Genomic DNA, 26245 nt, shown 5'->3' with positions numbered 1-26245 from the left:
TCCAGATCGGGTGCGCTAATCTCATCCGGTCGCCCGGGCCTATAGCTCAGTTGGTTAGAGCGCATCCCTGATAAGGATGAGGTCGCTGGTTCGAGTCCAGCTAGGCCCACCACCCGCGGTGGAACGATGAGGAGGGTTCATGAAGAACCGGAAGCTCGTATCTGCTGCGGTCTTCTCATGTCTGGCTGCTGCTGGTTACGCTGCGTGGCTTAGGATCGAGGAGGCCCGCGCTTGGCGGACCGCCTGGGCTGAGGTCACCGACCCAATCCAGGAGCCGACGGCGGAGGCTGAGTCTTCCCAGACATGAACACATAGGGGCCATGGCGCAATTGGTAGCGCACCTGCTTTGCAAGCAGGGGGTTACGGGTTCGAGTCCCGTTGGCTCCACCAGAAGGGTCTTTCAGGTGTTCCCGCAACACCGTCAATGCCTTCCGCGCGGGGGCGGTGGCGCTTAGGCTCAAGGTATGAGCTGCGTTCCGGTTTGCACCACCTTGCCTGTGCCCCTGCTGCCCCTGACCCGAGGTACCGGTGGCCAGCCAGTGCTTATCCCCCAACTGGGCCTAGGTACCTACCAGATCCCTGACGACGACGTCACCCGTTGCGTGCTCGCAGCCCTAGAGCTCGGCTACCGGCACGTGGACACCGCCCAGATGTACGCCAACGAGGCCGGTGTAGGGCGCGCAGTAGCTGACTCCGGCCTGCCCCGCGCAGAACTCTTCATCACCTCCAAGCTCAACAACCCCAACCACCGTCGCGACGACGTATTCCGCACCTTTGACGCCTCACTCAAAGCTCTAGGCCTGGATTATCTGGACCTGTTCCTAGTGCACTGGCCCCTGGCCACCTCCCCAGGCCTGGACCTAGTAGAAACTTGGCAGGCCATGATCGAACTACAGGAGTCTGGGCGCGTGCGCGCCATCGGCGTATCCAACTTTGAGCCGGAACACCTGGAGACGATCATCTCGGCCACCGGTGTCACCCCAGCAGTGAACCAAGTGGAAATCCACCCCTACCTGCGCCAAGACGCCCTGCGGGCCTACCACCGCAGCCAGGGAATCGTCACCCAGGCCTGGTCCCCGCTTGCCCGCGCCCGGCTACTCGGTGACCTTGAGCTGGCAGCGCTGGCCGCTGAGGTGGGCCGCAGCGCCGCCCAAGTGGTGCTGCGTTGGCACTTGCAACGCGGCGACGTCTTGATCCCCAAGAGCACTCACACTGAGCGCTTGGCCGCTAACGCCGCCATCTTCGACTTCGCACTCACCGGTGCACAGATGGCCCGCCTGGACGCCTTGGACCGTGGCCGGCGCTACGGCATGCACCCCAATGACATGCGCGAACCCCGCGACTGACCCCACCATTGCCCGCCTGCTGGGCAGCTGCTCCGGTCTGAAAGCCAACGGGCCCTACAGGACTAATCCTGCAGGGCCCGCCGTTTAATTGGGGTTAAGGCCTCAGTTGGCGTTGACCTCGGTCTCCTCGGCCTCCTCCGAGTCGGCCCAGTACTCCTCAGCCCACGGGTCCTCCACCGGCTGGCTGCGCTGCCAGACGACGTAGGCGGCCGCAGCAGCCACACCGGCCAGGGTGACCCAGCCGAAGGTCTTGAGAATGGGGTGCTTCTTCTTCACGGGAACCTCCTGAAGTGCCGCCTGCTTGGCGGCAGTGCTGATGATATGGGCGCGCTCCATAAATGGCACGCCCTCGGTCTGATCACTTGCCGTGCGGACGGCAGCACTGGCCCGTTGGACCCGCGGCACGTAGTCCTCAACGACTTTTGTACGCGCCTCCTCCAGCATAGCGGTGCGGGCCTGCGCGTTACGGGCCAGTTTCTCGGCCTCGGAACGAGCGCGGCTGAGGCCGTGGCCAGCCCACTGCGCCATTCGGTCCACGGCGTGCTCGGCCTGAGAGGCCAGGCTCCCCGCGAACTCGGCGGCTTCTTGCCGCATCTGGTTCGCGTCGCATTTCTTGAAGGACATACCTGCCTCCTTGCTAGCTGCTGCCGGGCATGCCCGGGCACGGCGACGGCGTGGGACGCCGTCGTGAGCTACATCGTCGCATCCCCGCGACACCTCTGCACCCGCCTAGAGGAGGATTCTATGAGGGTTTTGCCTGGGGTGAACACATGCGCGCTGAGCGGAGCGTCCTAGGAAGCACCCAATCTGGCGTGGGAACATGCGTGCATGGAAGCGACACTGCACACGAACCACGGTGACATTCACGTCACCCTCTTCCCCGAGCAGGCACCAGAGACGGTTGCCAACTTCACCGGTCTAGCTAAGGGCACCAAGGCCTGGACCGACCCCAACACCGGCGAGCAGAAGCATGAGCCGCTCTACAACGGCGTCATCTTCCACCGTGTAATCCCCGGCTTCATGATTCAGGGCGGTGACCCGCTGGGCACCGGCACCGGCGGCCCGGGCTACAACTTCGACGACGAGATCGACCGTTCGCTGAACTTCAACGACCCCTACGTTCTAGCCATGGCCAATGCCGGTCTGCGCATGGGTCGGGGCACCAACGGTTCACAGTTCTTCATCACCGTGGCCCCCACTCCCTGGCTGCAGGGCAAGCACACGATTTTCGGTGTGGTGGCCGACGACGCCTCCAAGCAGGTGGTTGACGCTATCGCCGGTGTGGCCACTGACGGCCGTGACCGTCCCTTACAGGACGTGGTCATTGACTCTGTGACTGTGAGCGAGTGACGCCACCAAGCACCCCGCTGACGCCGTCGGGCCTTGGTCCGACGGCGTCGCTGTACCCGCCCAGGAGATGATCCCGTGAGCCAGCCAGCCAGCAACCTTGCCCCCGTCTGCCCCCGCCACCCCGACCGGGTCGCCTATGTGCGCTGCCAGCGCTGCGATCAGCCCGTGTGTCCCAACTGTCAGGTGCCCAGCGCGGTGGGCGTGCGCTGTGTGGACTGTGCCCAGGGTGCCGCTGCCGCCCGCCGCCCCAACCGCACCGTGCTCGGCGGCATGCCCACTAACAATGCCACGGTAACCATTGGCTTCATCGCCGCCTGCGTGCTGGTCTTCTTGGCGCAGCAGGCCCCCAACCTGCAAGTAACCGGCTGGCTGGCCTTCAACCCGAGCCGGGCCGCCGCTGAGCCTTGGCGTTTCTTGACCACAGCCCTGCTTCACGGCTCAACCATGCACCTGGCTTTCAATATGTTCGCCCTGTGGGTGGTGGGCGGACAGCTCGAGGGCATCCTGGGGCGCTGGCGCTACCTGTGCTTGTTGCTAGTCAGTGCCCTGGGAGGCTCCACCATGATCTATCTGCTGGCCACTCCCGGCTCAGAGAGCTGGTTGACCTGGACGGTGGGTGCCTCGGGCGCCGTCTTTGGACTCTTTGCCACTATGTTCGTGGTGCAGCGGCGCTTTGGGCGGGACACCTCAGCGGTGTTGGGCCTGCTGGGCATCAACCTGGTGATCTCCTTTGTGGGCGCCAATATCTCCTGGCAAGGCCATATTGGCGGCATGATCGCGGGTGCTGCCCTGGCTGCCATCTACGTCTGGGCGCCGCGCGGCAAGCGCACGATGGTTTCCGTGGCGGGCACAGTGGCGATCACCTTGCTGCTTCTGGCCTTAGTCACGGCGCGGGCGCTGCTCGCCTGAGCCCGGTTAAACCACTCGCGCGCCCAGTCAAGCTAGCTCTGGGTTTCGGGGCTCGCCGTCGGAGCACTGTAATTCCTTGGACAGACCACCGGTAGGTAGCGGGTCTTACACAGGTGTAACTAGTCCACAGCTGTGGACAAGCCTGGGGAATAACAGCTCTGTAATTAATCCACAGGGATGTACACACCTGGGGATAAGGCGCCAATTGCAGCTAAACCCAGCAATTCACCCGTCCACAAGTCAAAAAACGGCGGTTGTCCACAGAGGTGGACAACCGCCGCTTAAGCAGGGCCTAGCTACGCGCCGCAACTGCGACGTCGTAACTCACTTCCAGCGCAGGATGCCTAGGAAACCAAGCAAGGTGATCAGACCACCCACATACAGGTTGCCGTTGCGCAGCCAGTCACCACGGTGGTTTTCCAGGAAGTAGGGCAGCGGGTACCGACCCTGGAACACATAGGTGGTCACAACCCAGAACAGGCCGATCAGCATCAGCGCCACCACGGTGGGCACGTACCAGCGAGGACTGTGGGTGTCCTTTACCTTCACCGGTGTACGAGCCACACGGTTAGCCGCTGCGCGCGACTCTTCCTCCAGGGCCTTGGCTGCCTTGGCGGGGTTACCGGACTTCTTGGGGTCGGCCACGCGGACCTCCTGACGATGGAACTATGAGCAATCAGCTGGCGGTTCGTCTGTTGTTGGCGAACCTGCACCGGCCATAGCCTAGGCCATTGCCGTGCTACACATAGACTGGCAGCGTTCCAGGGTGGGACGGCAAGGAGCAGCGATGGCTGAACAAGAACCGCATGAGGCGACGGCGCCCTCTGAGCTGCCGCCTTCCATCCGGCCCGAGTCGGCCCGGGATGACCAGCCGAGCACGGCACCATCCCGTGCGGCAACTGGCCAAGCGCCAGCGCAGGAGGCCTTCCCCAAGTTGGAAGCAACCCGCGCTGCCGCGCCAGTCAGCCGCAAGGACTTGCGGCGGGCCCCCGCTCACGCCCGAAAACCCAAGCGCCGCAGCATCCTGGACATTTTGCTGACACTCCTGGGTGAGCTCCTGATTACCGCCGGCGCCGTCGTCGGCCTGTTCTTGGTGTGGCAGATCTGGTGGACCGGTATTGAGGCCACCCAGAAGGCGGAAGTGGCCACCAAGGCCTTCACCCAGATTCAGGTGGAGTCCCCCAAGACCACTGGTACCAAGCACACCGATGCCCCCCCGGTTATGCCAAAGGCCGCATATGGAGAGACCATCGGCATGCTCGTGATCCCCAAGTGGTACGGCATCACCAACAACAATATGCCGATCCAGGAAGGCACCGGCCCGGAGGTGCTCGACCAGGCGGCTGCCGGGCACTATGCCGATACCCAACAGGTTGGAGAAGTCGGCAACTTTGCGATGGCTGGTCACCGCCGCTCCAACGGCAACTCATTCCGCCGCGTCGACCTGCTCGAGCCCGGTGATGAGATCGTCGTCTCTACCAAGGACACTTGGTACGTCTACCAGGTGGAGAGCCATGAGATTGTGCTGCCCAGCCAGACTGAGGTGATCGCACCAGTGCCCGGACACCCGGAGCTACCCGCCACGGATCGCTACCTGACCATGACTACCTGCCACTCAGTCGACGTCGGCGAATGGGGCAATGACCACCGCTGGATCGTGCATGCGAAGTTTGCGTACTGGATGCCGCGCTCCGAGGGGCGCCCCGAGTCGGTCCTGAAGGACCCGGAGGTCAACTGATGTACGGATTCATCTGGCGGCACCTGCCCGGCCCCACCTGGTTCAAGGTCATTGAAGCCTTGGCGCTGCTTGCAGGCGTCGTGTACCTGCTCATGGAGTACGGCTTCCCGTGGGCTGATGCCCGCTGGCACTTCTCTGGTCGGGCCGACGTCGGCTAGCGCCCAGGCGGACAGGCCCCAACGCGGCGACGGCGGCCCGGTGGTCTCCCGGGGTGGAGTTGGTCAGGCACACCTAGAGGCTGGGTGGGGCTAACCATCCAGCCAGCCCCACCCAGCCTCAGGCCTGCTCACTCCGACTTCTTGCTGGCTTTCTGCGTGGGAGCCGGGGTGGGGGCGGCAGACTTACCCACCGAGATGCTCACCGGGGTGTTTCGCATGGCCTTCTGGCCGGCTTCCGGAGTCTGCGAGACGATCTTGCCGGCTTCCGCCGGGCTTTGGGCCTCCACCTCCGTCACCGTCACCTCACCCAGGCCAGCGGCCCGGAGGGCAGCAGTCGCCTGCGCCTGTGTCTGGCCCTTCACGTCCGGGACGTCCACCTGGTCCGCCACCCAGGCGGTGACGGTGACCTGGTCCTTGCCAGCGTTCACGGCCGCGCCCTCCAGCGGGTCCACGGACTTGACCGTGTCCACCTGCGCAGGGTCAGTGGTCTTCTCCGTGACGATCTTGTAGCTGAGCCCTGCTGCCCGCAGCGCCTCCTCCGCCTCGGAGAGCTTGAGACCCACCACCGTGGGAACCGTGACCTTACCGGAGGCCACCACCAGGGAGATCGTGGCGCCCCGCTTGACGGAGGTACCCGCCACCGGCGTCGTGCGGATGACCTCACCGGCGTCGAAGCCGGCCGCGTCCTCCGTGGTCACGTCACCGACCACCAGGCCTGCGGCCTGCAGGAGCGAACGTGCCTCAGACTGGCTCTTGCCCTTCACATCAGGCACCGTAACCATGGCGGAACCAGAGGAGAAGTGCACGGTGACCGTCTGGCCCAGCACCATATTGGTGCCGCTGCCAGGATCGGTGGAGACCGCGAGGCCAGGATCAACCGTGTCTGAGGCGACGTCGTCGCCACGCTTGAATACCAGGCCAGCTGCCTCAATGGCCGCCTTCGCCTCAGCTTCACTCTTGCCCGCCACGTCAGGCACGGGGGCTGCCGTCACCACCGGAGTGGGCGTGTGCGAAGCTGAGCCACCCACCGCACCGGCTGCATACAAGCCACCGATAAGTGCGGCCAGCAGCACCAAGCCGCCCACCAGCCACCACACCCAGGTGTTGGAGCGGTGTGGCTCCTCCTCCGCTGATTCCGAGCTCTGCCCCGACGGCGGTGCCGGTGCCGGAGAGGGGTTAACTAGCTGGCTCTGCGCCGGAATGAAGGTGGTCTGCTGACTCCAGGCATCCACCGCCGGCGCCACCACGGCCAAGCCCTGCGAGGCCGCCAGCAGGTCAGAGCGCATATGTGCAGCGTCCTGGTAGCGGTCATCGCGGGCCTTAGCCAAAGCCTTGAGCACCACCCGGTCCAGGGCCTCGGGCACGTCCGCAGCCAGGCTTGACGGCGGCTTGGCTAGCTCCCGCACATGCTGGTAGGCGATAGCTACGGCTGAGTCACCCTGGAAGGGCGGCTGCCCAGTCAGCAGCTCATAGAGCAAGCAACCGGTGGAATACAGGTCCGAGCGGGCGTCCACCAGCTCGCCCCGTGCCTGCTCTGGAGACAGGTACTGGGCGGTGCCCACCACCGAATGGGTCTGGGTGACGGTGGCTGCCGAGTCCTCAATGGCCCGGGCGATACCAAAGTCCATGACTTTCACATCGCCGGTGGAGGTCAGCATGATGTTTCCGGGCTTTATATCCCGGTGCACGATCCCTGCCCGGTGCGAGTACTCCAGGGCGTTTAGCACGCCCACGGTGATCTCCACAGCCTCTTCGATCGGGACGGCCTCGCCCTCACCAAGCAGTTCGCGGACCGTGTGTCCCTCCACATACTCCATGACGATGTAGGGCACAGAGCGCACAGTCCCGTCGGGCTGCGTCATCGGTTCCTCACCGGAGTCGTAGACGGCCACAATGGCCGGATGGTTCAGGCCAGCGGCCGACTGGGCCTCCCGGCGGAAGCGGGCCTGGAAGGTCTCGTCGTCAGCAATATCCGCGCGCAGCAGCTTGACGGCGATGGTGCGGGATAGGCGCGTGTCATAGCCGAGGCGCACCTCAGCCATGCCACCGCGACCAATGAGGTCGCGGATCTCATACCGTCCCGCAAGAATGCGGGGGAAATGCTCGGTCACTGTGCCTCCTTGGCAGGAATGACGGACACGGCTCCCACAGGCACCTGGCCTTGGGCTGCGGCTGCTCCCGAGCCGGACAACAACATGCCCAGCAGCGCGAGGACCGCGACGAGTACAAACAGTGTGGCTACCAACAGCGTATACACCAGGACTTGTTCACTGCGTCCGTGACGGCGTGCTGCCGTGCCCGCAGGGCTGGGGGTAGACAACTCCGCTCCTGGTGTCACTGGGAAAGGTGGCTTATTTCGGGGGCGTACTCGGGCGGCAGCGGCCCGAGTGCCGACGGCGGCAGGCGTGCCCAAACCGGTGGCCGCAACGCCAGCCGCTCCCGAAGCTACGGAACCGGCAGGGCCAGCGCCTGTAGCCGCCCGCACCGCCGCGCGTCGATCAGTGCCGCGCCGCTCTGCAGAGCCACGAGCACCCTTCGCAGCAGCAAAGGCAGCCACCTGCCCTGGCGCCGAGCCAGGCCCCGGCGCCTCTTCCGGCGCAGCATTTTGCCCCTCAGTGGCGGACTGTGGGCTGCTTGGGGTGGCGGGAGTGTCAGCCTGCGCCCCGGCCTCCAACTCAGCCGCACGGACCGAGGCCGGGCCACGCCACTGCACGCCCTCCTTAGGATCCCAGTCTTCTTGCGGCATACGGATCACAATCCGATCCAGACGCCGCGCCAGCTCCCGGGCAGAGAAAGGCCGCTCCGCCGGACGCTTGGCCAGCAGTTCCATAACCACTTGGCGCACCTGCGCTGGCAGTGACTCCGGCAGGGGCGGAACCGGGGTGTTCACGTGCTGATAGGCGATATCCACCTGAGAGGCCCCGGCGAAAGGCCGGTTCCCCGTGAGTGCCTCATAGGCGATGATCCCCAGGGAGTACAGGTCCCCAGCGGGAGTGGCCAGATTGCCCATGGCCTGCTCAGGAGCCAGGTATTGGGCGGTGCCCATCACCATGCCCGCCGCCGTCATGGGCAGCTGGTTGGTGCCGGTGGAGATACCAAAGTCGGTGAGTTTGGCCAAGCCCTCCTGGGTGATGAGGATATTGGAGGGCTTGACATCCCGGTGCACCACCCCGGCGTCGTGAACCACCTGTAGGGCACGAGCCACCTGCGCCAGGATCGTAAGGATTTCCTCGGGCGGCATAGTGCCCCGCTCCGCCAGGATGTCCGACAGGGGGCGCCCCTGCACCAACTCCATAACGATCCAACCGGAGCCCTGACGCTCACCGGCGTCTAGCACCACCGCCAGGTTGGGGTGGCGCAGGCCGGAGGCATTTTTGGCTTCGGCACGCAGGCGGGACAGGAAGATTTCATCGCCCTGCAGTTCCGGGCGCAGGATTTTTACGGCGACGGCGCGGCCCGAGCGCAGGTCGGTGGCCCGCCACACCTCACCCATGCCGCCCAAGGCAATGCGCTCGGCCAGCTGGTAGCGTCCCTGGATCTCCAGGCCGGTGCGCGGTCTCACTGATCCACCGCCGCGTCGATCACCTGGGCGGCGATGGGCCCGGCCAGGCTGCCACCGGTGCCGTGGTTGGTCTGCGGACCGGAGTCCAGCACCACCGCCAGGGCGATAGTTGGCTTGGCGATGTCGGTGCCCGCGAAACCAATGAACCAGGTGGTGGGGCCGTCCCCCGCCTGCTGGGAATCGCTCTCCGCCGTGCCGGTTTTGCCGGCCACGGTGACTCCAGCGACCTGCGCCGTCGTGCCAGTGCCGGAGCCCACCACCTGCTGCATCATCGTGGACAGTGACTTGGCAGTGTCTTTGCTGATGGGGGTGCGCAGCACCTGCGGTTGGGTCTTTTGGACCGTGTTGAGGCGTTGGTCCAGCACGCGGGAGATCAGATGGGGCTGCATCTGCTGGCCCTGATTGGCCACGGTGGCGGCCACCATTGCCATCATCAGTGGGGTGGAAGTGACCCCACCCTGGCCGATACCCGCCAGAGCGGTGCGGGCCTGGTCGTCACCGTTGGGGGTGTACACCGAATCCGTGACATGCAGGGGCACAGAAACCTGCGAGTTAAAGCCCCAGGCTTCCGCCTCTGCGCGCAGAGACTTCTCACCCACATCCATTCCCAGCTGTGCAAAAGGCGTGTTGCAGGAACGGGCGAAGGCATAGCTCAGGGAGACGACGCCGTTGCCGCAGGACTCCCCGGCGTAGTTCTCCATCTGGTGATTGGTGCCTGGCAGCGTGATGCGGTCCGGTGCGGAAACCTGGGTGTCAGGCTTGACCTTGCCGCTGCGGATGCCGGCGGCGGCCGTGAGGATCTTAAAGGTGGAGCCAGGCGCGTACTGGCCGTTCAGGGCCCGGTTTACCAAGGGTGCTCCAGACTGCGCGGCCAGGGACTTGGAGGCGTCCAGGGCTGTGCTGGAGTTTAGGCTGGCCAGTGGGTTCGGGTCAAAAGTAGGCGTGGAGACTAGTGCCAGGATCGCTCCTGTGCGTGGGTCCATGGCGACGACGCTGCCCGACCGGTTCCCCAAGGCCTCCTGGGCGGCCTTCTGAATCTTGGGGTCGATGGTGGTCTCAATCGAACCACCCCGCTGGTTCTGATTGCGGATTGCATCACGCAGCCGCGACCACCACAGGGATTGGGCCCGGCCTGTGAGCACGGAGTCTTCCGTTTGCTCCAAGCCAGTGGAGGCCTGCTGGGTCATGGAGATGTAGCCGGTGACGTGGGAGTACAGCGGGCCGTCAGCGTAGGACCGCGTGTAGTAGCCGTTCTCGTCCTTGGTGGAGCTAGCTAGGGTGACCGTGGCGCCGTCGGAGCCACGCGCCACAATCGAACCGCGCGGCCGGCTGTAGCGCTCAATGAGAATCCGGGGGTTGCGCGGGTCTTGGCGCAGGTCATTGTTGCTACCCAAGGCGGAAGGTGAGCCCTTCTCCCACAGTGAGGGGCGAGCAAAGAACTGCACGGAGCTCAGGCCCACGCAGAGGGTCACAAACAGCACCACAGCCAGTGCCTGTAAGCGGTGAACCGATTTGTTGAGAGCGGAGATACTCATGCTCCCACCCCCTGGGCGCCTGGTAGAACGACGGCGTTGCGACTGACTGGATTGTCTTCTGAGCCCGGTTGCATGGCGGTGTCAGAAAGGCGCAGCAAGACCGCCAGGATGATCCAGGTGGACAGCACTGAGGAGCCACCATTGGACAGCAGCGGGGTGGTCAAGCCGGTTAGCGGCATCAGGCGAGTGAGTGCTGCCACCATCACAAAGACCTGCAGTGCCAAGGAGAAAGACAGTCCGCTGGCCAGCAGTTTGCCAAAGTTGTCCCGGGCTGCCAGGGCGGTGTTTAGCCCCACCATCACGATGGTCGCGTACAGCAGGATGATCACGATGGTGCCGGTCAGGCCGAGTTCTTCCCCAAAGGCCGCCAGAATGAAATCCGTCTGCACCTCCGGGATGAGATTGGGGTTGCCCTGACCCCAACCGGTGCCAAAAGAGCCACCCCAGGACAGGGCGAACAGGCCTTGGACCAGCTGGTAGGAGGGGCCTGCCGCGTACTGCGGGTCCATGGCGTGAATCCAGGCGGTAAAGCGTGAGGCGATTTGACTGGTGGTCAGATAGCCAATCCAAGCCATCGGGATGATCAGAATGGCCGCCAGGAAAGCCCACATGAAGGTGCCGGTGGACACGCATAGGGTCACCACGAACACACCAAAGAACATCACGGACATGCCCCAGTCGTTCTGCGCCACCAGGAAAGCCGTGGACAGTGCCCATACGATCAACAGAGGCACCAGGTCCCGGGACTTGGGCACGCGCCAACCAAAAGGTAGGCGCAGCGGTCCGATCTTGCGGCGTCCGGCCTGAGCCAGGTTGGCGCCCCGAGTCTTGAGGTAGTAGGCAAAGAACACGGCCAGCAGAATCTTGGCCAGCTCAGAAGGCTGGAAGCCAAAACCGGCGATATTCACCCACACGCGCGCCCCGTTGGCGGACTGACCGATGCCGGGCACGAAGGGCAGCAGCAACAGTGGTACGGCCAGAATCCCTGCTACCTGCGCCGGGGTGATGGGCAAAGGCTTAGCCGCTACACCGTTTTCACCGCGTTCCCAAAAGCGCGGGATGGCGCGTTCCAGGCGTCGGAAGTCCTTGAGTAAGAACAGGACCAGCACTAGCAGCGCCACGCCGATAGCCATGTGAAGCACCGGGCCGGTACCCATGAGGGGCTTGTTGCTGTAGTAGATAAAAGCGAAGTCCAGGCGGCGCAGCATGGCGATCCCCAGCCCATTGAGGGCTGTGGCGGCTGGTAGCAGCAACGGGTTGGCGTGTGGTGCCAGGAAACGGATCGCTAGGTGCGCTACCAGTGGTAGCACTACCAGCGCCACGCACTGGACCGTGATTTCGTTCCAGGCGACGTCGTCGCGGCCAGCGGCAGTGAGCACCAGCCCGCCGACACCAACCAGCACGGCGATCACCAGCAGCTTGGCTTCGGTGCGCCGTCGACTGTCCGGTGAAATGGCTCCTGGACCAGTCACTAGGGACATCTCAGACCCCCGATGACGGCGTCGGACTGGGGCTCGGAGGGCTAGGGATGGGGGTGGTGGGAGCGGGGGTGCCACTGGCAGGCGCGGTCGCAGATGAGGTCGCGGAAGGCTCTGAGGCACCCGGCAGGACGGCGTCGGCCAGGCGGGGGCGCACTGTGTTCTCCACGTAGTTACGGGCCGCTTCCAAGCTAGGCTCACTGACCGTCTGTTCTAGACGGCTGCGCATCTCTGCATCCAGGGCGGAGACCTTCGGGTCCGTGGGGCCGTCGTAGGTCTGCACCAGGTGGGACAGTTTCACGGGACCTAAGCCGCGGGGCACGCCCTGGTAGATGACCACATGGTCATCCTGCACAGTGACGTAGTACTGCGTCTGAGTCCACTGGTAGGCCAGCAGACCAGACACCGCCAGTGCCACCACCAGCAGCAGGGTGCCCAGAATTGTGTTGCGGCGGGAGCGTCTGCGAGCTAAGGCCTGCAACTCCGCGGCTTCTGCGAGCGCCAGTGCCTCCTGGGCGGCCAGACGCTCGTTAGAACCTTTTCCCTGGCCGCTCGCCTGTGCCAGCAGGGCAGCCGCTTTGCCCGCTGGGGAGGAAGAGTCCGAACTGGTGGAGGCAGGTATGGCGCCTGGCTTGCCACCATCCAGCAGGGCCTCGTTGCGTGAGCGGATGGCGGCAGCAGAACCCACCACCTGGGGGGTGGGATTGTCAGTGGGCTCGCCCTCGACGACGTCAAAGACCACGGCGGTTACGTTGTCTGGGCCGCCTGCGCGCAAGGCCAAGTCAATGAGCTTGTCCGTAGCCTCACCTGGGTCCTCATTGGTGGTTAGGACCTCTTGCAGGGTGTCTGCGGTGACCGGCCCGCATAGGCCGTCAGAACACAGCAGCCAGCGGTCTCCTGGCAGGGCCTCGCGGATCGACTCGTCCAGCTGGACCTCGCCCTCCGTGTCACCCAGGACCCGCAGCAGCACAGAGCGCTGGGGGTGGCGGCGGGCCTGCTCACGGGTGAGACGGCCGGTCTCCACCAGGTATTCCACAAAAGTGTGATCGGTGGTGACCTGGGTGAGCACGCCGCCGCGCACCAGGTAGGCGCGCGAGTCTCCGACATGCACCATGGCCAGCTTGTTGCCGCTGCGCATGATGGCGATGCAGGTGGTGCCCAGGCCCGAGAGGTCGGGGTTCTCGGAGGAACGGGAGATCAGGTCGGCGTGCGCTTCCTGCACGGAGTGGCGCAGCAGGTCCAGCATCTCGTCGGCCCGGTAAATATCCGAATCCAGGTGAGTGAGGTGCTCAATCGCGACGGCGGAGGCGATATCTCCACCGGCGGGGCCGCCCATGCCGTCACACAGGAGCGCCAGGTGCGGTCCGGCGTAGCCGGAGTCCTGGTTGGACTGGCGTACCAGGCCCACGTCGGAGCGCGCTGCGAAGCGCAGGTAGATGGTCATCAGCGCAGCTCCAAGGTTGTCTTACCGATGGAAACGGGCATGTGGAGGTCTAGCCGCATCGGCCTGTCAATGGCTCTTCCCTGCACGATAGTGCCATTGGTGGAGCCCAAGTCCTCCACCCACCAGGAACTCGCCTGGGGATAGATGCGAGCGTGGTGGGAGGAGGTGTAGTTGTCATCCAGCACCAAGGTGTTGTCCACCGCACGGCCAATGGTGATGGATACCGGCGATAGGGGCATGGAAGTGCCCGCCAAACGCCCCTCTGAGATGTAGATGGTGCTAGCGCCCTTGCGGCGCCCTTGACCAGGGCGCAGGCGCGCGCCGGGTCGACGCACGGGGGCATGAGACACAGAGGCCACGTCAGCGGTGCCGCGCGCTAGGGCTCGCAGCATTAGGAAGATCAGCAGCCAGAGCAAGCCCAGGTATACAAATCTCAGCACGGAGAATAAGAACTCGCTCACAGGCTGCCCCCCGCGCCCAGCGGCGCCTGAGTCACTGTGATGGAAGTGCCTTCGCCAATCATCACCAGGTCCCCCTGGTTGAGCAGGGTGGGAGCCTTGGCGGCCACGCGGCGGCCATTGATGCGGGTGCCGTTGGTGGAACCTAGATCCTCAACCACCAGACCCCGCTGCGTGGTCATGAAACGCAGGTGACGGCTGGAGATGGCGGTGTCCGGAACCACGATATCCGCCCCGGTGCGTCGGCCTACGGTCACGGGGGTGAAGGGCAGGGCGTAGCGCTCAGCATTGGTGGTGCCGTGGACGTGCACGGTGATGACGGCGCCCCGGTGCGGCTCGGTGAAGGTGGGCACGATCTCAAAGGCGCCAAAGATTGAGTGGATCTCTGAGTCCGCCACCAGGTCCACAGTCACGGGGGTGGTGGTGCTGTAACCCTGTTCGGCGACGGCGGCCTGGGCGGCGTCCGCGAGCTCCGCGCGTAGAGCGTCCATGCCCCAGGCAACGAAGCGGTTGTAGTCGGCAGGCAGGAGGTGAACGGTGTAGGTGTCTGGCACCAGGTATTTGCCTGAGGAGGTGCGGCGAGCACCGGTGTCCATCAGTTCCTTGATGCGCGTGAGGATCTCAATGGCCTCAACGTCTTTGCCGCGCGTTGGGGTGCCCTGGGCAGGGCTGGCTTTCTTGTTGCTCCACAAGGGTGCGACCAACGCAGGGACCTCCTATCCATCAACGCCGTTCACGCGGGTGCATGAAGTGCATACACGGGCCTGCTCATCGTAGCGGGTGGGGAGAGCTCAAGTGTGGAGCGGCGGCGTTAATCCGCCTTTCAGCAGGCCGAAAAGTACGGGTACCAGTGCCCGGGTACTGGCCGTGAGCGGTCTCACGCCTTTGGGCTTCGCTCTGAGTTGGACGGGGTGCGGGGGGTGCGTGCTATCGTCGTCCTCGCTTCGCGCGAGTGGCGGAATTGGTAGACGCGCACGGTTCAGGTCCGTGTGATCTTACGATCATGGGGGTTCGAGTCCCCCCCCGCGCACGAAGGTAGACCCGGTCGCTGAACGGCCGGGTCTTTTTGTGTGTGGAGAAGCTTGGCGGCTGCAGCGGGCCTACGGCCACATTGTGATAACAATTCGCTTGAAGCCCGCAAAGCGACCCCAAACCATAAGTTTGGGTGATGGATCCTGGGGTCTAAGTGCCCTAGCTGCTCAGAGTCCCTCAGTTCCTCAGGCAGAGGTGCCCTGGCTGCCGTCCCAGAAGCGGATAGTGGTGCGACCCACCTGGATCGTGTTGCCGTCCACCAGCGTGGCCGCGTCAATCGGGTGGCCCTCAATCAGGGTGCCATTGGTGGAGCCCAGGTCCGTGGCCACGTAGTGCCCAGAGCGGTTGCGGATCTCCAGGTGGCGGCGAGAAACCCCGGAGTCATCCACGACGACGTCGGCTTCACTGCCGCGGCCCAGGATCGTCACCTCACCGGTGAGCACATAGCGCTGCCCGTCAACCTCAATTACCGGGCGGTCCTGCGTGGGTCCAGCGGTGGCCGGCGCCGTCGCCCCCCGCTTACGGCTGGCCTCAATCAAGACTGGCTGGGAGCCCTCCGGTCCCAGAGCCAAACCAAACTCAATCGGCCCCACAAAAGAGTGGCCGTTTTCCGTGGCAAAGACCGTTGCGGTGTTCTCCAGGGAGGCAAACACCGCCTGCTCACCCTCCCGGGAGATGCGCTCCGCAGTCTGCGGATTCACAGTGAAGATGAAGGAGTTGGCCACCACCGAGCGGCCGTGCCCGAAGGGCGTGGCCGTCTCCGCCAGTACCCGGCGCAGCTCCTGGCTAAGCACGTCGGTGACGGAGCCCGAGGGCAGGTGGGAGAAAGTGCGCTTGGCGGCATCGCCCACACTTCCGAAGCTCTTCTCGATCCCGTCCAGAAGACCCATGTCCTCTCCTCACATCCGCTGCGCGGTCCAGCCGACCTCAGGGGGAGGGGTCGGTCACTGGCCTGGCGACCGCGACTGTGCTGATAGTAACGGTTTACCTGGCTACTGACGGCTACCGCGCGCCGAGAGCTGGCGCGCCACCCAGGCCACCAGCAGGAACAAAGCCACCCCAACCACGGCACCAAAGGAGTTCTGGAAGACATTTGCCACACTGGCGCGGCGCGTCAGCGCAGGCACAGCAAACTGCGTGAACTCAATGGCGGCGGCCAAGACCACGCCCGCCAGACACCAGCGCCAGGGGCCAAAGCGAGGCCAGCCCAGCATCCCCAAGAAAGTCAGCGGCGTCAGCATCACCAAGTTCAGGAAGACATCCTTGTGCTCTGGTGCCACCGTGGGCGGCCCAATCGTCTCCTTGACCTCAGAGACCTCCTGCCCGCTGGGCCAGAGAACCGCCACCAAGACCACGATCAAATAAGCCAGCCACGCCGCGCGCACCAAGCAAATCCAGGTCTTGGGGTTAAGGCTCTTCTCAGACACTCGGCAGAGTCTACCCGCTAGTTTGCCGCTTTCTTGCAAACCATCTGGTGGTAGGTGACACGTTGGCGCAGTCACCTCCATTGGATTGCGCCCAGTGAATTGCTTGGGCACGAGTGTGCCGGGCACCCGACGGCAGAACACCGCCAGGCACCCGGCACAACCAGGGCCAGACTCAGCAGCAGCCGGTGGAGACGTTCTCCTCGTCAAAGGCCGCGCGCGCCCGCCACCACTGCCGCTCAGTCAGCGGCTCATGGTCCGGGTGCTCGCGCCGGTGACGTTCCACATAGCGCTCATAGGCAGATTCACCGGTGAAGTCCCGCCACAAGGCGCGGGCCTCACGCAAACCCTCCCGCAGGCCTTGCAGGCGGCGAACCCAACCACGCCGGGACGACGCCGTCGACCCACCGCTGCAATCTGCCGCTGCCGGGCTGGGGGCGGGAGGTTCAGCTAGCGCTGCTATTACAGGCAAAGCGCGCATCTCAATGCCCTGAATGGGAGCGGCCCGGAATGAGGGCGGGGTCGCCCACCATCTCGTACTCCTTGACCAGGCGCTTCTGCAGCTTGGAGGCGATCATGGTCTCCGGTGCGTAGAAGTTGGACTCCTGGTAGGGGTCCTCTGAGGTGGTGGTGTCGCCGCGGCGCACCGCCTTAACCATGGCAATGGCCGCACACACCATCACAAAGGCCACCAGCACCAAGAACACCACCGAGAGCGTCCCCTGGATCATGGTGTTGCGGATAACCGCTTTGGTGACGGAGATCTGGTTCGGGTCGGTCAGATTCGGCAGCGCTGCCTTGGCGTCCCGCCACTGCTGGAAGTAGCCGATGCGTGCATCCGTGGAGAAGATCTTCTGCCAGGAGGCCGTGAAAGTCACCACCGTGTCAAAGACCAGTGGCACCGCCGGGATCCAGGCGTACTTCAAGTAACCCTTGCGCACCGTCATCACCAGGCACATCAACAGCGCCACCGCCGCGATGAGCTGGTTGGCGATACCGAACAGCGGATAGAGGGTCTTAATGCCACCGCGGGGGTCGGTTACACCCATCAGCAGCAGGGAGCCCCAGGCGGCCACGACGGCGGCAGTGGTGGCCCAGGCCCCTACGTGCCAGGACGGGTCACGGAACTTAGGCCAGATATTGCCCAGTGCGTCACCCAGCTGGAAGCGGGCCACACGGGTTACGGCGTCCACCGCTGAGAGGATGAACAGGGCCTCGAACATGATCGCAAAGTGGTACCAGAAGCCCATCATGGCGCGGCCACCACCGATCTGGTGAAGGATATGGGCCATGCCCACACTCAGCGTGGGGGCGCCACCGGTGCGGGAAACCACGTTCTTCTCCCCGACGTCGGAAGCTAGGCGCTCCAGGGCTTCAGCTCCCTTGTAGGTCTTGGGGTTGCCTGCATCGTCCCAGGACTCCCAGGTGGGGTCCAGGGTCTTGCCGTGGGCGTCTGTGACCTTGAGGTTCTTCATGGCCGCCGCCGCGAGCTTCTCACAGTTGTGGTTGGGGTCATCCGCCGTCTTGCAGGGGGCGGTGGCCACGACGTCGGGAGCTAGCTTGTTGAGCGAGTCCACCGGCGTGTTCATGGAGAAGTAGATGCCGGGGCTCAAAGAAACCGCCGCCGCCATCGCCATAATCGCCACAAAGGACTCCATAAGCATGCCGGCGTAGCCGATCATGCGCACCTGGCTCTCCTTCTGGATCATCTTGGGGCTGGTGCCCGAGGAGACCATGGCGTGCATGCCGGACAGGGCGCCGCAGGCGATGGTGATGAACAGGAAGGGGAAGAGTTCGCCCGCAAAAACCGGGCCGGCGGTGTTGGAGGCGAACTCAGAAACCGCAGCCATCTCCACCACTGGGCGCACGATGATGATGCCCAGGGCCAGGATCACGATGGTGCCGACCTTCATGAAGGTGGACAGGTAGTCGCGTGGGGTCAGCAGCACCCACACGGGCAGCACAGCGGCCAGGAAGCCATAGATGATCATGGCCCACACCAGGGCGGTGGGGGACAGGTGCAGGTACTGGCCCAGGGAGGACTCTGCGACGTAGCGGCCACCAATAATCACTCCGATTAGAACTGCAAAGCCCACCAGGGAGACCTGGGTGATATTGCCGGGCTGTACGAAACGCAGCCACAGGCCCATGGCGACGGCGATCGGGATGGTCATACCCACGGAGAAGACGCCCCAGGGAGATTCAGCCAAGGCGTTCACGCAGACCATGGCGAGCACCGCCAGCACGATCATCAGCATGACCAGCACGACGACGGTGGCCACGGTGCCGCCGATCTTGCCGATCTCATCCGTGGCCATCTGACCGAGGGAGCGGCCGCCGCGGCGCATGGAGAAGAACAGGACCAGCATGTCCTGGACAGCTCCGGCCACAACCACACCCAGGATGATCCACAGCGTGCCGGGCAGGTAACCCATCTGGGCGGCGAGCACCGGACCCACCAGGGGACCGGCGCCGGCGATGGCCGCGAAGTGGTGACCATAGAGGACCACACGGTGGGTGGGGTCAAAGTCGCGGCCGTTGTTGATGCGCTCAGCGGGGGTGGCATTGGAGTCGTCGGGCCGCATGATGGTGCGCTGGATATAGAGCGCATAGAAGCGGTAGCCGATGGCGTAGGTGGATATGGCCGTCACCACGAACCAGATCGTGTTCACGTTCTCCCCACGCGCCACAGCCAACATCCACCAGCCGAGCACGCCTACGGCGGTGATAGCCACCCAAATAGCGATCGACTTGGGGGTCCACTTGTGGTGCGGCTTGATGCCCACCGGAACACCTTGCTTGTTCCTGATGATGAGCTCTTCCTCTTCCGGAGAGTAGGAGGGCAGAGATGCTTTGGTCTGGGTTGTCACCCGTTCACCGCCTTGTTTGTGTCAGGTACACGACGCGGCTGCGTCATTGGTCACACGTTAATGGTGAATACCGCGATCCTGAAGACTGTCACGGGTTCTTAGGTGACGCCAGGTCAGGTCGGGGTGGAGTCGACGTCCTGTGGGGATTCCACAAGCTGCGCTCGGGGCGGGTGCGGGGAGGCCGGGTGGCCGGGGTCGTTTCAGCGAGCGTCGGCGTCGGCGACGCCGTCGAACTCTGACTGGCCCGCGAGAGATCGGACTAGCCTTTGCGCGTGCCAGACCTACTCAAACCAGTCGTGGACGTGCTTGCCACCGCCCCGCTGCTCACCGTCTTCCTGGTGATCGGCCTGGGCACTGCGGTGGGGCATATCCCGCTGGGCCCAATCCGCTTCGGTGCCGCCGGGGCCCTGTTTGTGGGCCTGGTCATCGGCGCGCTGGACCCCCGCCTGGGCTCAGACCTAAGCATTTTGCGCAGTCTGGGCCTTGGCCTGTTCTGCTACACCGTTGGCATTGGTGCTGGCGGCACTTTCTTCCGCGACCTACGCCGTCAGCTTCCCCTAATGGGCCTGTGTGCCGCCGCCCTGGTCATAGCCGGAGCTGCTGGAGCCGCCTTTTCCCGGCTCACCGGCATCACTCCGGCCATGGATTCTGGGGCCTTCGCTGGAGCCCTGACCTCCCCGGTGCTTGACGCCGCCATCGAGGCTGCCGGAAACCAGGAGCCCGCCGTCGGCTATGCCCTGGCCTATCCCGTGGGTGTGGCCGTGGCCATCATCATCGTTGCCGCGGTGATTGGGCGGGATTGGCCTGGCCGCCGCGACCCCCGCCCCGCCAGCGCCGACGGTCTCAAAGCCACCAGCGTCTACCTGCTCACCCGCATACGCCTAAGTGAGCTTGAACTCTTCCGCACCGGACGGATTCGCATCTCCTACTTGGAGCGCGACGGCCACACCCGTGTGGCCCAGCCGGGGGAAGAGCTGCTCCCTGGGGACAAGGTGGTGGTTGTGGGGGCACCTGCCGCCCTTGAGGAGGCGCTGCACAGCCTGGGCACCGGCTACGGCAAGTGCTTAGCCAAAGATCGCACCGTGGTGGACTACCGGCGCTTGACTGTTTCCTCTACCCGCGTGGCCGGGCAAACCATCGCTGAGTTGGATATGCACGGTCGCTTCCAAGGCGTCATCACTCGCGTCAAGCGCGGCGACCTCGACCTGTTGGCTCGCGACGACCTAGTACTCCAGCTTGGAGATCGGGTCCTGGCGGTGGTTCCCTCCGAGCAGTTGGAGAAAGCCGCTGACTACTTTGGCGACTCGGAGAAGTCCATTGCCCAGATCGACGCTTTCTCCGTAGGTATGGGCATGGCTCTGGGAGTCCTATTGGGTCTAGTGGCGATCCCTCTGCCCGGTGGCCTCAGCCTCAAACTCGGTGTGGCCGCAGGTCCGCTGGTGGTGGGCATGGTGCTCGGTTGGGCCGAGCGCACCGGTCCTTTCATCTGGGTGCTGCCCCACGCCGCCAATGCCACGATCCGGCAACTGGGCTTGCTGTTCTTCCTAGCGGCTATCGGCTTGGCTTCGGGCCCCTCCTTCGCTGCGGCCGCCTTCTCTTGGACGGGGGTTGCGGTGGGAGCGCTCGCGGCCCTGATTGTGGCGGTTAACGCGGTGGTGCTGTTGGCAGGGGCGCGCTGGGCGGGGGTGAGCGTCCAAAGGGCGGCCGGGGGTTTTGCCGGTCTGGTGGGGCAGCCCGCCATCTTGGCTTTTGCTTTGTCCAAGCGCGACGACGAGCGGGTGGAGGCCGGTTATGCCACGCTGTTTGCCCTGGCGATTGTGGTCAAGATCGTGATGGTTCAGGTGCTGGTGGGGCTGTGAGCGGCTGCGCCCCGGTAGGGTTTGGTGGCGCGGGCATTGCTGGGTGGGGGTAAACAGGCTGCGGGAGTCTGGTGGCGAGGCCTTGCTTCCAGCTAACAAATGCGATGTAACGCACACCTAATATGTGGCCCTGTGGAGACTGTCAATAGGGACATTCCCATCTTTGGATAACATCTCCCTAACGCTGCGATTGCAAGGCTCAAACTGTGAGATTATTGTTTGGGAATGACTGGCAACATAGTTGCTATCCCCTTCCCCAACCCGAATCGAGCTTTGTGTGCGCACAAACCTTCGCCCCGTCCTGCTGGCTGCTGGCCTGACCACCGGAGCAGTTCTCCTGCTTCCCTCCACCGCTAACGCAGAGGAGGCCACCCCAGCGCCGGAAACCAGTTCAAAGGTCACGGACTCCCAAGCTGCCGGCGCCTCTGCTGCCACCACCTCCACAAGCAAGGCTGCATCCGTGCCCACCGGTGCTGCTGAGGCCCCCAAGAAGTCGGAGCCTGTTAAGACCGCTAAGGAGGCTAATGCTGAGGCCAATGCCGCCAAGGCTGTGGCCGACTCCGCTGAGGCCACCGCCAAGCAGACTCTCAACGAAGCTCAGGATGCCTCTAAGGACGCCGCCAAGGCAGCCGCAGATGCGCAGGCCACCAACGCCGAACTGACCAAGGCCAAGGAGCAGGCCCAGGCCGCTGATGCTGCCGCGGCCAACGTTGACCAAGACACCTACAAGAAGAACCTGGAGGCCGAAGCCCAGGCCGCCGCCGCAGCCAAGGCGGCACAGCAGGCCCAGGCTGAGGCTACGCAGAAGGCTGCCAAGGAGCAGGAGGCCAAGACTGCGGCTGAGAAGCAGGCCTTGGCAGCCAAGGCGGAGCAGAAAGCAGCTGCAGAGGCTAAGCCCCAGGCGCAGGCCACCCTGGATGCTGCCACCAAGGAGAAGACAGACGCCGTCGCCAACCACGACCGCCTGCTCGCCAATGCTGACGCCGCCACCAAGAAGGCTCAGGCCGAGCTCGCCGAGGCCAAGAAAAAGACCGCTGAAATCGCCGACAACGTAAAGGGCCTGGCAAACGCCGAAATCATGCTCACGGCTGAGCTGGTCCAGGCCAGGAATGAGTTGGCCAAGGCTGAAGCGGCGGTCAGAACTGCTAAGGCTGAGCTAGAGCAGGCCAAGAAGAACGAGGCGACTGCCGCCCAGGCCGCTGCTAACGCAGGCAAGCCGGTGACTGATGCCAAGACTGCAGTGGCCCAGGCTGAGGCTGCCCTAAAGGCTGCAAAGCAGGCCGTGTCTACCGCTAATGCTGCCATTGCTGCCGCCAATGCTGACCTGGCTGCCAAGAAAGCTGCCGTTGGCAACGCCGAAGGCGCTGTGACCGCTGCGGAGCAGGCCGCCAAGGAAGCTGCCGCCGAGTACAACAAAGGCTCGATTGGCTTCTTCGAGTGGGCTAAAGCTGAGGATGCCGTCAAGGCCCTGACTAGCAGCACCTCCGGTGAGAACGGCAAGGCCTACCGGGAGGCCACCTTCCCCGGAGCCCCCGGGGACGCCACCGACCTTGAGGAGATGCGCAAGTCCCTGGAGGCCATTCGCCACACCAACGAGTTCCGCAAGGCAGAGGGCCTGGCGCCCTTCAAGGTCAGCCACACCCTCATGGCGCTCGCCCAGATCTACGCCAACTGGACCGCCAGTCAGAACAAGCTGGTCCACCACGAATTAACCTCCGATGAACCCTTCATGCAGGCCAATGGGGAGAACCTGGCCTCCGGAGGCAACGGACTGGGTGCGGTTGAGCTCTGGTACGCCGAGAAGAAGATCTGGGATCAGGCCGTCAAGGACGGCAGGGTCACCGAGGCGGACAAGGCGGACGCCTTCGGAGTCCTCATGAAGGATCGGGAGCTGTACCTGCAGGTGGGTCACTACCTGAACCTGATGCTGCCAGACGACGGCGTCGCCGCGGGCATGGGCATCTCCAGGGTGGACGGGCACTACCGGGCCGTCGCCGGTGAGTACGCGATGAAGAGCAGCCGGACCGCCGAGGGCGCCCAGGACTTCGACACCTACGAGAAGGCCTTCCTGGCCTACTACAACCGGGTCAAGGCGGCCAAGGACCAGGGCCAGACCAAGATCCAGGCCGCCAAGGACCAGGTTGCGACCGCACGTGCCGCAGTCAAGGCCGCCCAGCGGGACCTCGACACCGCCTCCACTGCCCGTCTGTCCCGACTTGATGAGCAGGCCGCGGCCAAGTCTCAGGTGGCCAAGGCCCAGGCCGACCTGAAGACGGCCGAGGCGGGTAAGGCGCAGGCCGACCAGGTGGCGCGGGCCGCGCAGGCCGTACGGGAGAAGGCTGCGCGGGACTACAAGAGCAAGCAGGACCAGGCCGCGCAGGCCGCCCGGGACAAGACTGCGGCGCAGGCTGCGCAGGACTCCGCCGCCAAGGCGCTGGCGGCTCGCCAGCAGGAGTTGACCAAGGCGCGGGCCGCGCAGGCCGTAGCCGCGCAGCGTCTGGATGACCTCCTCAAGGGTCACGGTCTGAAGGCCGCGATGGACCGCGTGACGAAGGCGGAGAGCGCCCTGACCGATGCCCGTGCCGCCGCAGCCGCCGCCGACAAGCGGGTCGAGGCTGCTGCTGCCACCGTCGCCAAGGCCAAGACGGCTGTCCAGAACGCCACCGTCAAGGCTGCCGCAGCCGCTGTTGCCAAGACTGAGGCGGACCAGGCCGCCACCGCTGCCGCCACTGTTCTGGCCCAGGTGACGGCGAAGGTCGCCCCGGTGCGCAAGCTCCTGATGGAGCAGCAGCAGGCCCGTGCCGCCGTAGCCACCGCTGAGTCCAACCTGGCGGCCTTCCAGGCCACACTCAAGGACTCGCTCGCACGCCTTATCGCCTCCACGGGTGCCAAGAGCCTGGCGCAGGCTGATGCCGCCAAGCTCAGCGCCGTCGCCTCTGAGCTGGCAGCCGTGAAGCACGAGCAGGCCATGGTTGAGGGCTTCGGCCTGAGTGCCTACCCGGTGCTGGTTGAGGTGTACCAGGTCGCCGGGGTCTCGCAGGAGACCGCTGCGGCGATGCGTGCGGAGGCTGACAAGCTGGCCGCTGAGGAGGCTGCCAGGACCGGGTCGACCGCCAAGATGGTGGTGGACACCGATGGCCGCACCCATCTGAAGGTGGAGACGCCCTACCAGCCCCGCCACCTGGCTAAGCCGGCCGAGAATGGTCGGGAGCTGGCGCGCACAGGTGTGGACTCTCTGGACCTGCTGCCGCTAGCTGGCGGCATGGTGCTGGCTGGTGTGGCGCTGCGCCGCCGCAAGACGCTCGCCTGACAACTAGGCCTTAGTGGTGGGCCGGGCGGCCTGAGGGTGATCCTCAAACCGCCCGGCCCTCCGCTATGTAAAGGTAATTGCCGGGCAACCGAGTTGCGAAGGTTATCGGCGAGAGCGGCAATATAACTGAATATAGGAGCGGTGCAGCTGGCGCGCCTAAGCGTGCGGTGTCGGTTGTTGTGAGGTAACGCTTTGATGTCAAAGATAACGAAGGTGAGTTTATTTGACCCGCGTTTCGCCTTGAAGAATTGAGCCTCCAGTGTCACTGGCCCTACGATCCATTCCTTCGGTTACCGCCCCAAGAAATGCCGCGCCCACTGTGGAAGCGGCATCCAGCCAAAAGACGGCGGCGCCCGAGCCGCTGGAACTCACCACTCCACCCGGCGGCCTCCCGCAAGCAAATGTGAGTACGCCAAATCCGGCAAATCCTGCCGATCTAGCTGAGGCTAAGGCCACCAGGTCCTGCGAGGTTGCTGCCGACGCCCTCCTGCGAGCTCAGATGGCGGCGCTGCGAGCTGCCGCAGACGCTCACACGGTCGAGGCTGCGCCTACAGTCCCAGCGCAGGCCGAGAGGCAGGTGTCGGCTACCGATTCTGCCGACGCCGTCGGCAGTGAAACCGACTGCCGCCGGGCGCTGGCTGCCGCCCAGACTGCCTATGAGGCGGCTCGCGAGGAACTCGACAAGGCGGAGGAATCCAAAGCAGGGGCCGAGGCGGCGGTGCTTCAGGCCCGGCACGAGCGCGATCTGGCAGCTGCGATCTGCAAAGCCCTTGAGTGCGATGGCCGCCAGGCGGTGGCCCGCGCCGAGACGGCCTTGGCAGCTGCAGAAAAGGTGACTGACGCCTGCATGCTAGAAGTGGTGCCGCAGGCAGGAGTCGGCCAGGCTGACGCCCAGGACCGGGCAGCCAAGGCGTCAGATAGCGCGGCAGATTCGCAGATAGGTAGCGCGGCAGCGGCGTCGGAGGCCAGTGGCCCTGCTGTGGCCAAGGCACCGCAGTTACCGGCGCCCTCCCAACCCAATACCTCCTGGAGCGCGCTGATCCAGGCACTAGCTGCAGAAGGCTGGGCTCGTGAACTGCGCGAGCGGCTCAGTCAGGATTCAGCCCTTGGTCATGCCCAAGAGCTGGAAAACCAGGCACAAGAGACTCTGCAGGACGCCTGTGTGGCAACAGCTGCGGCCTCGGCACGATTCGAGGCTGCCAAGGTTTACGCAAACCTTGCTCGCCGCGCCGTCCAGGCCGCTGCACAGCGCCGGGCAGCCCCCATGGGGCCAGCGGCGGATGCGCCGGCGCTCCTGGCTGCTTCCCGACTGCAGCTGGCCCAGGCGCTTGGCACGCACCGCTACGACCAGGTGGAGGCGAGCGCCCTCGACCTCTTGGTCGCTAACTTAAGTGGCGTTGATCACCAAGCGGCCTTGGTTAAGGGTTTCAATGATGCCCGCTTTCCCCTGCTGGTGTGCGCCTATGCCCGGGCGCAAGCGCATTTGGATGCCGCCATCAAAGCGCGCGCGAATGCTGCTGCCCGCGGGCTTTCAACCACCCCGGCCACTGCGGTTGTCAGTCATGTGGACCGCCACAGGAATGGCGCAATGGCAGGGAAATACCGGCTGCTCAAGCCTGGTTCTAGCGCTGCTGGAAGCTTAGCCGCGAGGCCTGCGGGACGACGTCGGGGCAAGCATGCTGGCTGAAGTGCCGAGCTAAGCCTGGGGTTTAAAAGGGGCTGGTATAGACGACTAGATCACGCTAGGGTCACATTGATAACGAATGCAGGCC

At 64.6% G+C, this 26245-nt stretch carries 22 protein-coding genes and 3 tRNA genes; 12 read left to right on the top strand and 13 right to left on the bottom strand.

The genetic code is table 11. The annotated features are described in order from the left end of the window. Positions 1-35 precede the first annotated feature (35 nt). The 4 genes from DR039_RS10355 to DR039_RS10345 all read left to right on the top strand — a co-directional run bounded on the left by DR039_RS10355 (position 36) and on the right by DR039_RS10345 (position 1346). Positions 36-112: transfer RNA gene (locus tag DR039_RS10355), tRNA-Ile, on the top strand. Between the two features lie 27 nt (positions 113-139). Then, the gene (locus tag DR039_RS11355; RefSeq protein WP_170166932.1) at positions 140-307 is read left to right on the top strand and encodes a DLW-39 family protein; all 168 of its coding nucleotides are present in this window, start codon (positions 140-142) and stop codon (positions 305-307) included. 7 nt (positions 308-314) lie between these two features. Continuing rightward, positions 315-390, top strand: a tRNA-Ala gene (locus tag DR039_RS10350). 74 nt (positions 391-464) lie between these two features. Then, entirely contained in the window at positions 465-1346 is an 882-nt protein-coding gene (locus DR039_RS10345) for an aldo/keto reductase (RefSeq protein WP_111837289.1), read from the top strand. 102 nt (positions 1347-1448) lie between these two features. Here DR039_RS10345 and DR039_RS10340 read toward each other — a convergent pair whose 3' ends face one another. After that, the gene (locus DR039_RS10340) at positions 1449-1970 is read right to left on the bottom strand and encodes a hypothetical protein (protein ID WP_111837288.1); all 522 of its coding nucleotides are present in this window, start codon (positions 1968-1970) and stop codon (positions 1449-1451) included. 204 nt (positions 1971-2174) lie between these two features. Here DR039_RS10340 and DR039_RS10335 point away from each other — a divergent pair, with 204 nt between their 5' ends. Beyond that, positions 2175-2696, top strand: a complete 522-nt coding sequence (locus DR039_RS10335) for a peptidylprolyl isomerase (protein ID WP_111837287.1) — start codon at positions 2175-2177, stop codon at positions 2694-2696. A gap of 75 nt (positions 2697-2771) precedes the next feature. After that, entirely contained in the window at positions 2772-3605 is an 834-nt protein-coding gene (locus tag DR039_RS10330) for a rhomboid family intramembrane serine protease (RefSeq protein WP_111837286.1), read from the top strand. Positions 3606-3929: 324 nt separating this feature from the next. Here DR039_RS10330 and DR039_RS10325 read toward each other — a convergent pair whose 3' ends face one another. Then, a complete protein-coding gene (locus DR039_RS10325) occupies positions 3930-4250 on the bottom strand; it encodes a cell division protein CrgA (RefSeq protein ID WP_111837285.1) in 321 nt (106 codons plus the stop codon). 391 nt (positions 4251-4641) lie between these two features. Here DR039_RS10325 and DR039_RS10320 point away from each other — a divergent pair, with 391 nt between their 5' ends. Together DR039_RS10320 and DR039_RS11350 are read left to right on the top strand one after the other, a co-directional pair. Beyond that, a complete protein-coding gene (locus DR039_RS10320) occupies positions 4642-5343 on the top strand; it encodes a class E sortase (RefSeq protein WP_229116957.1) in 702 nt (233 codons plus the stop codon). Then, a complete protein-coding gene (locus tag DR039_RS11350; RefSeq protein WP_170166933.1) occupies positions 5343-5501 on the top strand; it encodes a hypothetical protein in 159 nt (52 codons plus the stop codon). Before DR039_RS10320 ends, DR039_RS11350 begins: the two co-directional genes overlap by 1 nt. Positions 5502-5629: 128 nt before the next feature. Here the strand turns inward: DR039_RS11350 and pknB are convergent, their stop codons facing one another. Genes pknB through DR039_RS10285 form a run of 7 tightly spaced genes read right to left on the bottom strand, consistent with a single transcriptional unit; the run spans position 5630 to position 14682 of the window. Then, a complete protein-coding gene (gene pknB / locus DR039_RS10315; protein WP_111837283.1) occupies positions 5630-7612 on the bottom strand; it encodes a Stk1 family PASTA domain-containing Ser/Thr kinase in 1983 nt (660 codons plus the stop codon). Continuing rightward, positions 7609-9063: a serine/threonine-protein kinase gene (locus DR039_RS11595; protein ID WP_229116945.1), complete on the bottom strand. Its 1455-nt coding sequence runs from the start codon at positions 9061-9063 to the stop codon at positions 7609-7611. The genes pknB and DR039_RS11595 overlap by 4 nt, the downstream gene beginning before the upstream one ends. Next, the gene (locus tag DR039_RS10305) at positions 9060-10598 is read right to left on the bottom strand and encodes a peptidoglycan D,D-transpeptidase FtsI family protein (protein WP_111837282.1); all 1539 of its coding nucleotides are present in this window, start codon (positions 10596-10598) and stop codon (positions 9060-9062) included. Before DR039_RS10305 ends, DR039_RS11595 begins: the two co-directional genes overlap by 4 nt. Then, positions 10595-12070 (bottom strand): FtsW/RodA/SpoVE family cell cycle protein, encoded by a 1476-nt coding sequence (locus tag DR039_RS10300; RefSeq protein ID WP_170166934.1) that lies wholly within the window; start codon positions 12068-12070, stop codon positions 10595-10597. Before DR039_RS10300 ends, DR039_RS10305 begins: the two co-directional genes overlap by 4 nt. 10 nt (positions 12071-12080) lie before the next feature. Then, positions 12081-13520, bottom strand: coding sequence for a PP2C family protein-serine/threonine phosphatase (locus DR039_RS10295; protein ID WP_111837280.1), 1440 nt, complete (start codon positions 13518-13520; stop codon positions 12081-12083). Next, complete coding sequence (locus DR039_RS10290; protein WP_111837279.1) at positions 13520-13981, bottom strand: FHA domain-containing protein FhaB/FipA; 462 nt, start codon at positions 13979-13981, stop codon at positions 13520-13522. The genes DR039_RS10295 and DR039_RS10290 overlap by 1 nt, the downstream gene beginning before the upstream one ends. After that, positions 13978-14682, bottom strand: coding sequence for an FhaA domain-containing protein (locus tag DR039_RS10285; RefSeq protein ID WP_111837278.1), 705 nt, complete (start codon positions 14680-14682; stop codon positions 13978-13980). Before DR039_RS10285 ends, DR039_RS10290 begins: the two co-directional genes overlap by 4 nt. Before the next feature lie 242 nt (positions 14683-14924). On the opposite strand from DR039_RS10285, the gene DR039_RS10280 reads away from it, so the two are divergent. Then, a tRNA-Leu gene (locus DR039_RS10280) sits at positions 14925-15008 on the top strand. A gap of 187 nt (positions 15009-15195) precedes the next feature. Here the strand turns inward: DR039_RS10280 and DR039_RS10275 are convergent. The 4 genes from DR039_RS10275 to DR039_RS10260 all read right to left on the bottom strand — a co-directional run bounded on the left by DR039_RS10275 (position 15196) and on the right by DR039_RS10260 (position 19304). Then, positions 15196-15900, bottom strand: a complete 705-nt coding sequence (locus tag DR039_RS10275) for an FHA domain-containing protein (protein ID WP_111837277.1) — start codon at positions 15898-15900, stop codon at positions 15196-15198. A gap of 102 nt (positions 15901-16002) precedes the next feature. Further along, positions 16003-16437, bottom strand: a complete 435-nt coding sequence (locus DR039_RS10270) for a VanZ family protein (protein ID WP_229116944.1) — start codon at positions 16435-16437, stop codon at positions 16003-16005. A gap of 172 nt (positions 16438-16609) precedes the next feature. Then, positions 16610-16915: a YbdD/YjiX family protein gene (locus DR039_RS11700; protein WP_111837276.1), complete on the bottom strand. Its 306-nt coding sequence runs from the start codon at positions 16913-16915 to the stop codon at positions 16610-16612. 1 nt (position 16916) lies between these two features. Further along, positions 16917-19304, bottom strand: a complete 2388-nt coding sequence (locus DR039_RS10260; RefSeq protein ID WP_111837275.1) for a carbon starvation CstA family protein — start codon at positions 19302-19304, stop codon at positions 16917-16919. A 272-nt stretch (positions 19305-19576) separates the two neighbouring features. Here DR039_RS10260 and DR039_RS10255 point away from each other — a divergent pair, with 272 nt between their 5' ends. The 3 genes from DR039_RS10255 to DR039_RS10245 all read left to right on the top strand — a co-directional run bounded on the left by DR039_RS10255 (position 19577) and on the right by DR039_RS10245 (position 26160). After that, the gene (locus DR039_RS10255; RefSeq protein ID WP_111837274.1) at positions 19577-21163 is read left to right on the top strand and encodes an aspartate:alanine exchanger family transporter; all 1587 of its coding nucleotides are present in this window, start codon (positions 19577-19579) and stop codon (positions 21161-21163) included. 277 nt (positions 21164-21440) lie between these two features. Beyond that, on the top strand, positions 21441-24473 hold the full coding sequence (locus tag DR039_RS10250) for a CAP domain-containing protein (protein WP_111837273.1): 3033 nt from the start codon (positions 21441-21443) through the stop codon (positions 24471-24473). A gap of 403 nt (positions 24474-24876) precedes the next feature. After that, complete coding sequence (locus tag DR039_RS10245) at positions 24877-26160, top strand: hypothetical protein (RefSeq protein ID WP_126622378.1); 1284 nt, start codon at positions 24877-24879, stop codon at positions 26158-26160. Positions 26161-26245: the final 85 nt, after the last annotated feature.

Source organism: Actinomyces bovis, assembly GCF_900444995.1.
Classification (GTDB): domain Bacteria; phylum Actinomycetota; class Actinomycetes; order Actinomycetales; family Actinomycetaceae; genus Actinomyces; species Actinomyces bovis.
This window is presented reverse-complemented; position numbering and strand designations above follow the sequence as displayed.

What these genes read in the sequence shown, in the direction of transcription:
- DR039_RS11355 (WP_170166932.1), top strand. Translation starts at nt 140, where the DNA reads ATGAAGAACCGGAAGCTCGTATCTGCTGCGGTCTTCTCATGTCTGGCT.
- DR039_RS10345 (WP_111837289.1), top strand. Translation starts at nt 465, where the DNA reads ATGAGCTGCGTTCCGGTTTGCACCACCTTGCCTGTGCCCCTGCTGCCC.
- DR039_RS10340 (WP_111837288.1), bottom strand. Translation starts at nt 1,970, where the DNA reads ATGTCCTTCAAGAAATGCGACGCGAACCAGATGCGGCAAGAAGCCGCC.
- DR039_RS10335 (WP_111837287.1), top strand. Translation starts at nt 2,175, where the DNA reads ATGGAAGCGACACTGCACACGAACCACGGTGACATTCACGTCACCCTC.
- DR039_RS11350 (WP_170166933.1), top strand. Translation starts at nt 5,343, where the DNA reads ATGTACGGATTCATCTGGCGGCACCTGCCCGGCCCCACCTGGTTCAAG.
- DR039_RS10305 (WP_111837282.1), bottom strand. Translation starts at nt 10,598, where the DNA reads ATGAGTATCTCCGCTCTCAACAAATCGGTTCACCGCTTACAGGCACTG.
- DR039_RS10295 (WP_111837280.1), bottom strand. Translation starts at nt 13,520, where the DNA reads ATGACCATCTACCTGCGCTTCGCAGCGCGCTCCGACGTGGGCCTGGTA.
- DR039_RS10275 (WP_111837277.1), bottom strand. Translation starts at nt 15,900, where the DNA reads ATGGGTCTTCTGGACGGGATCGAGAAGAGCTTCGGAAGTGTGGGCGAT.
- DR039_RS11700 (WP_111837276.1), bottom strand. Translation starts at nt 16,915, where the DNA reads ATGCGCGCTTTGCCTGTAATAGCAGCGCTAGCTGAACCTCCCGCCCCC.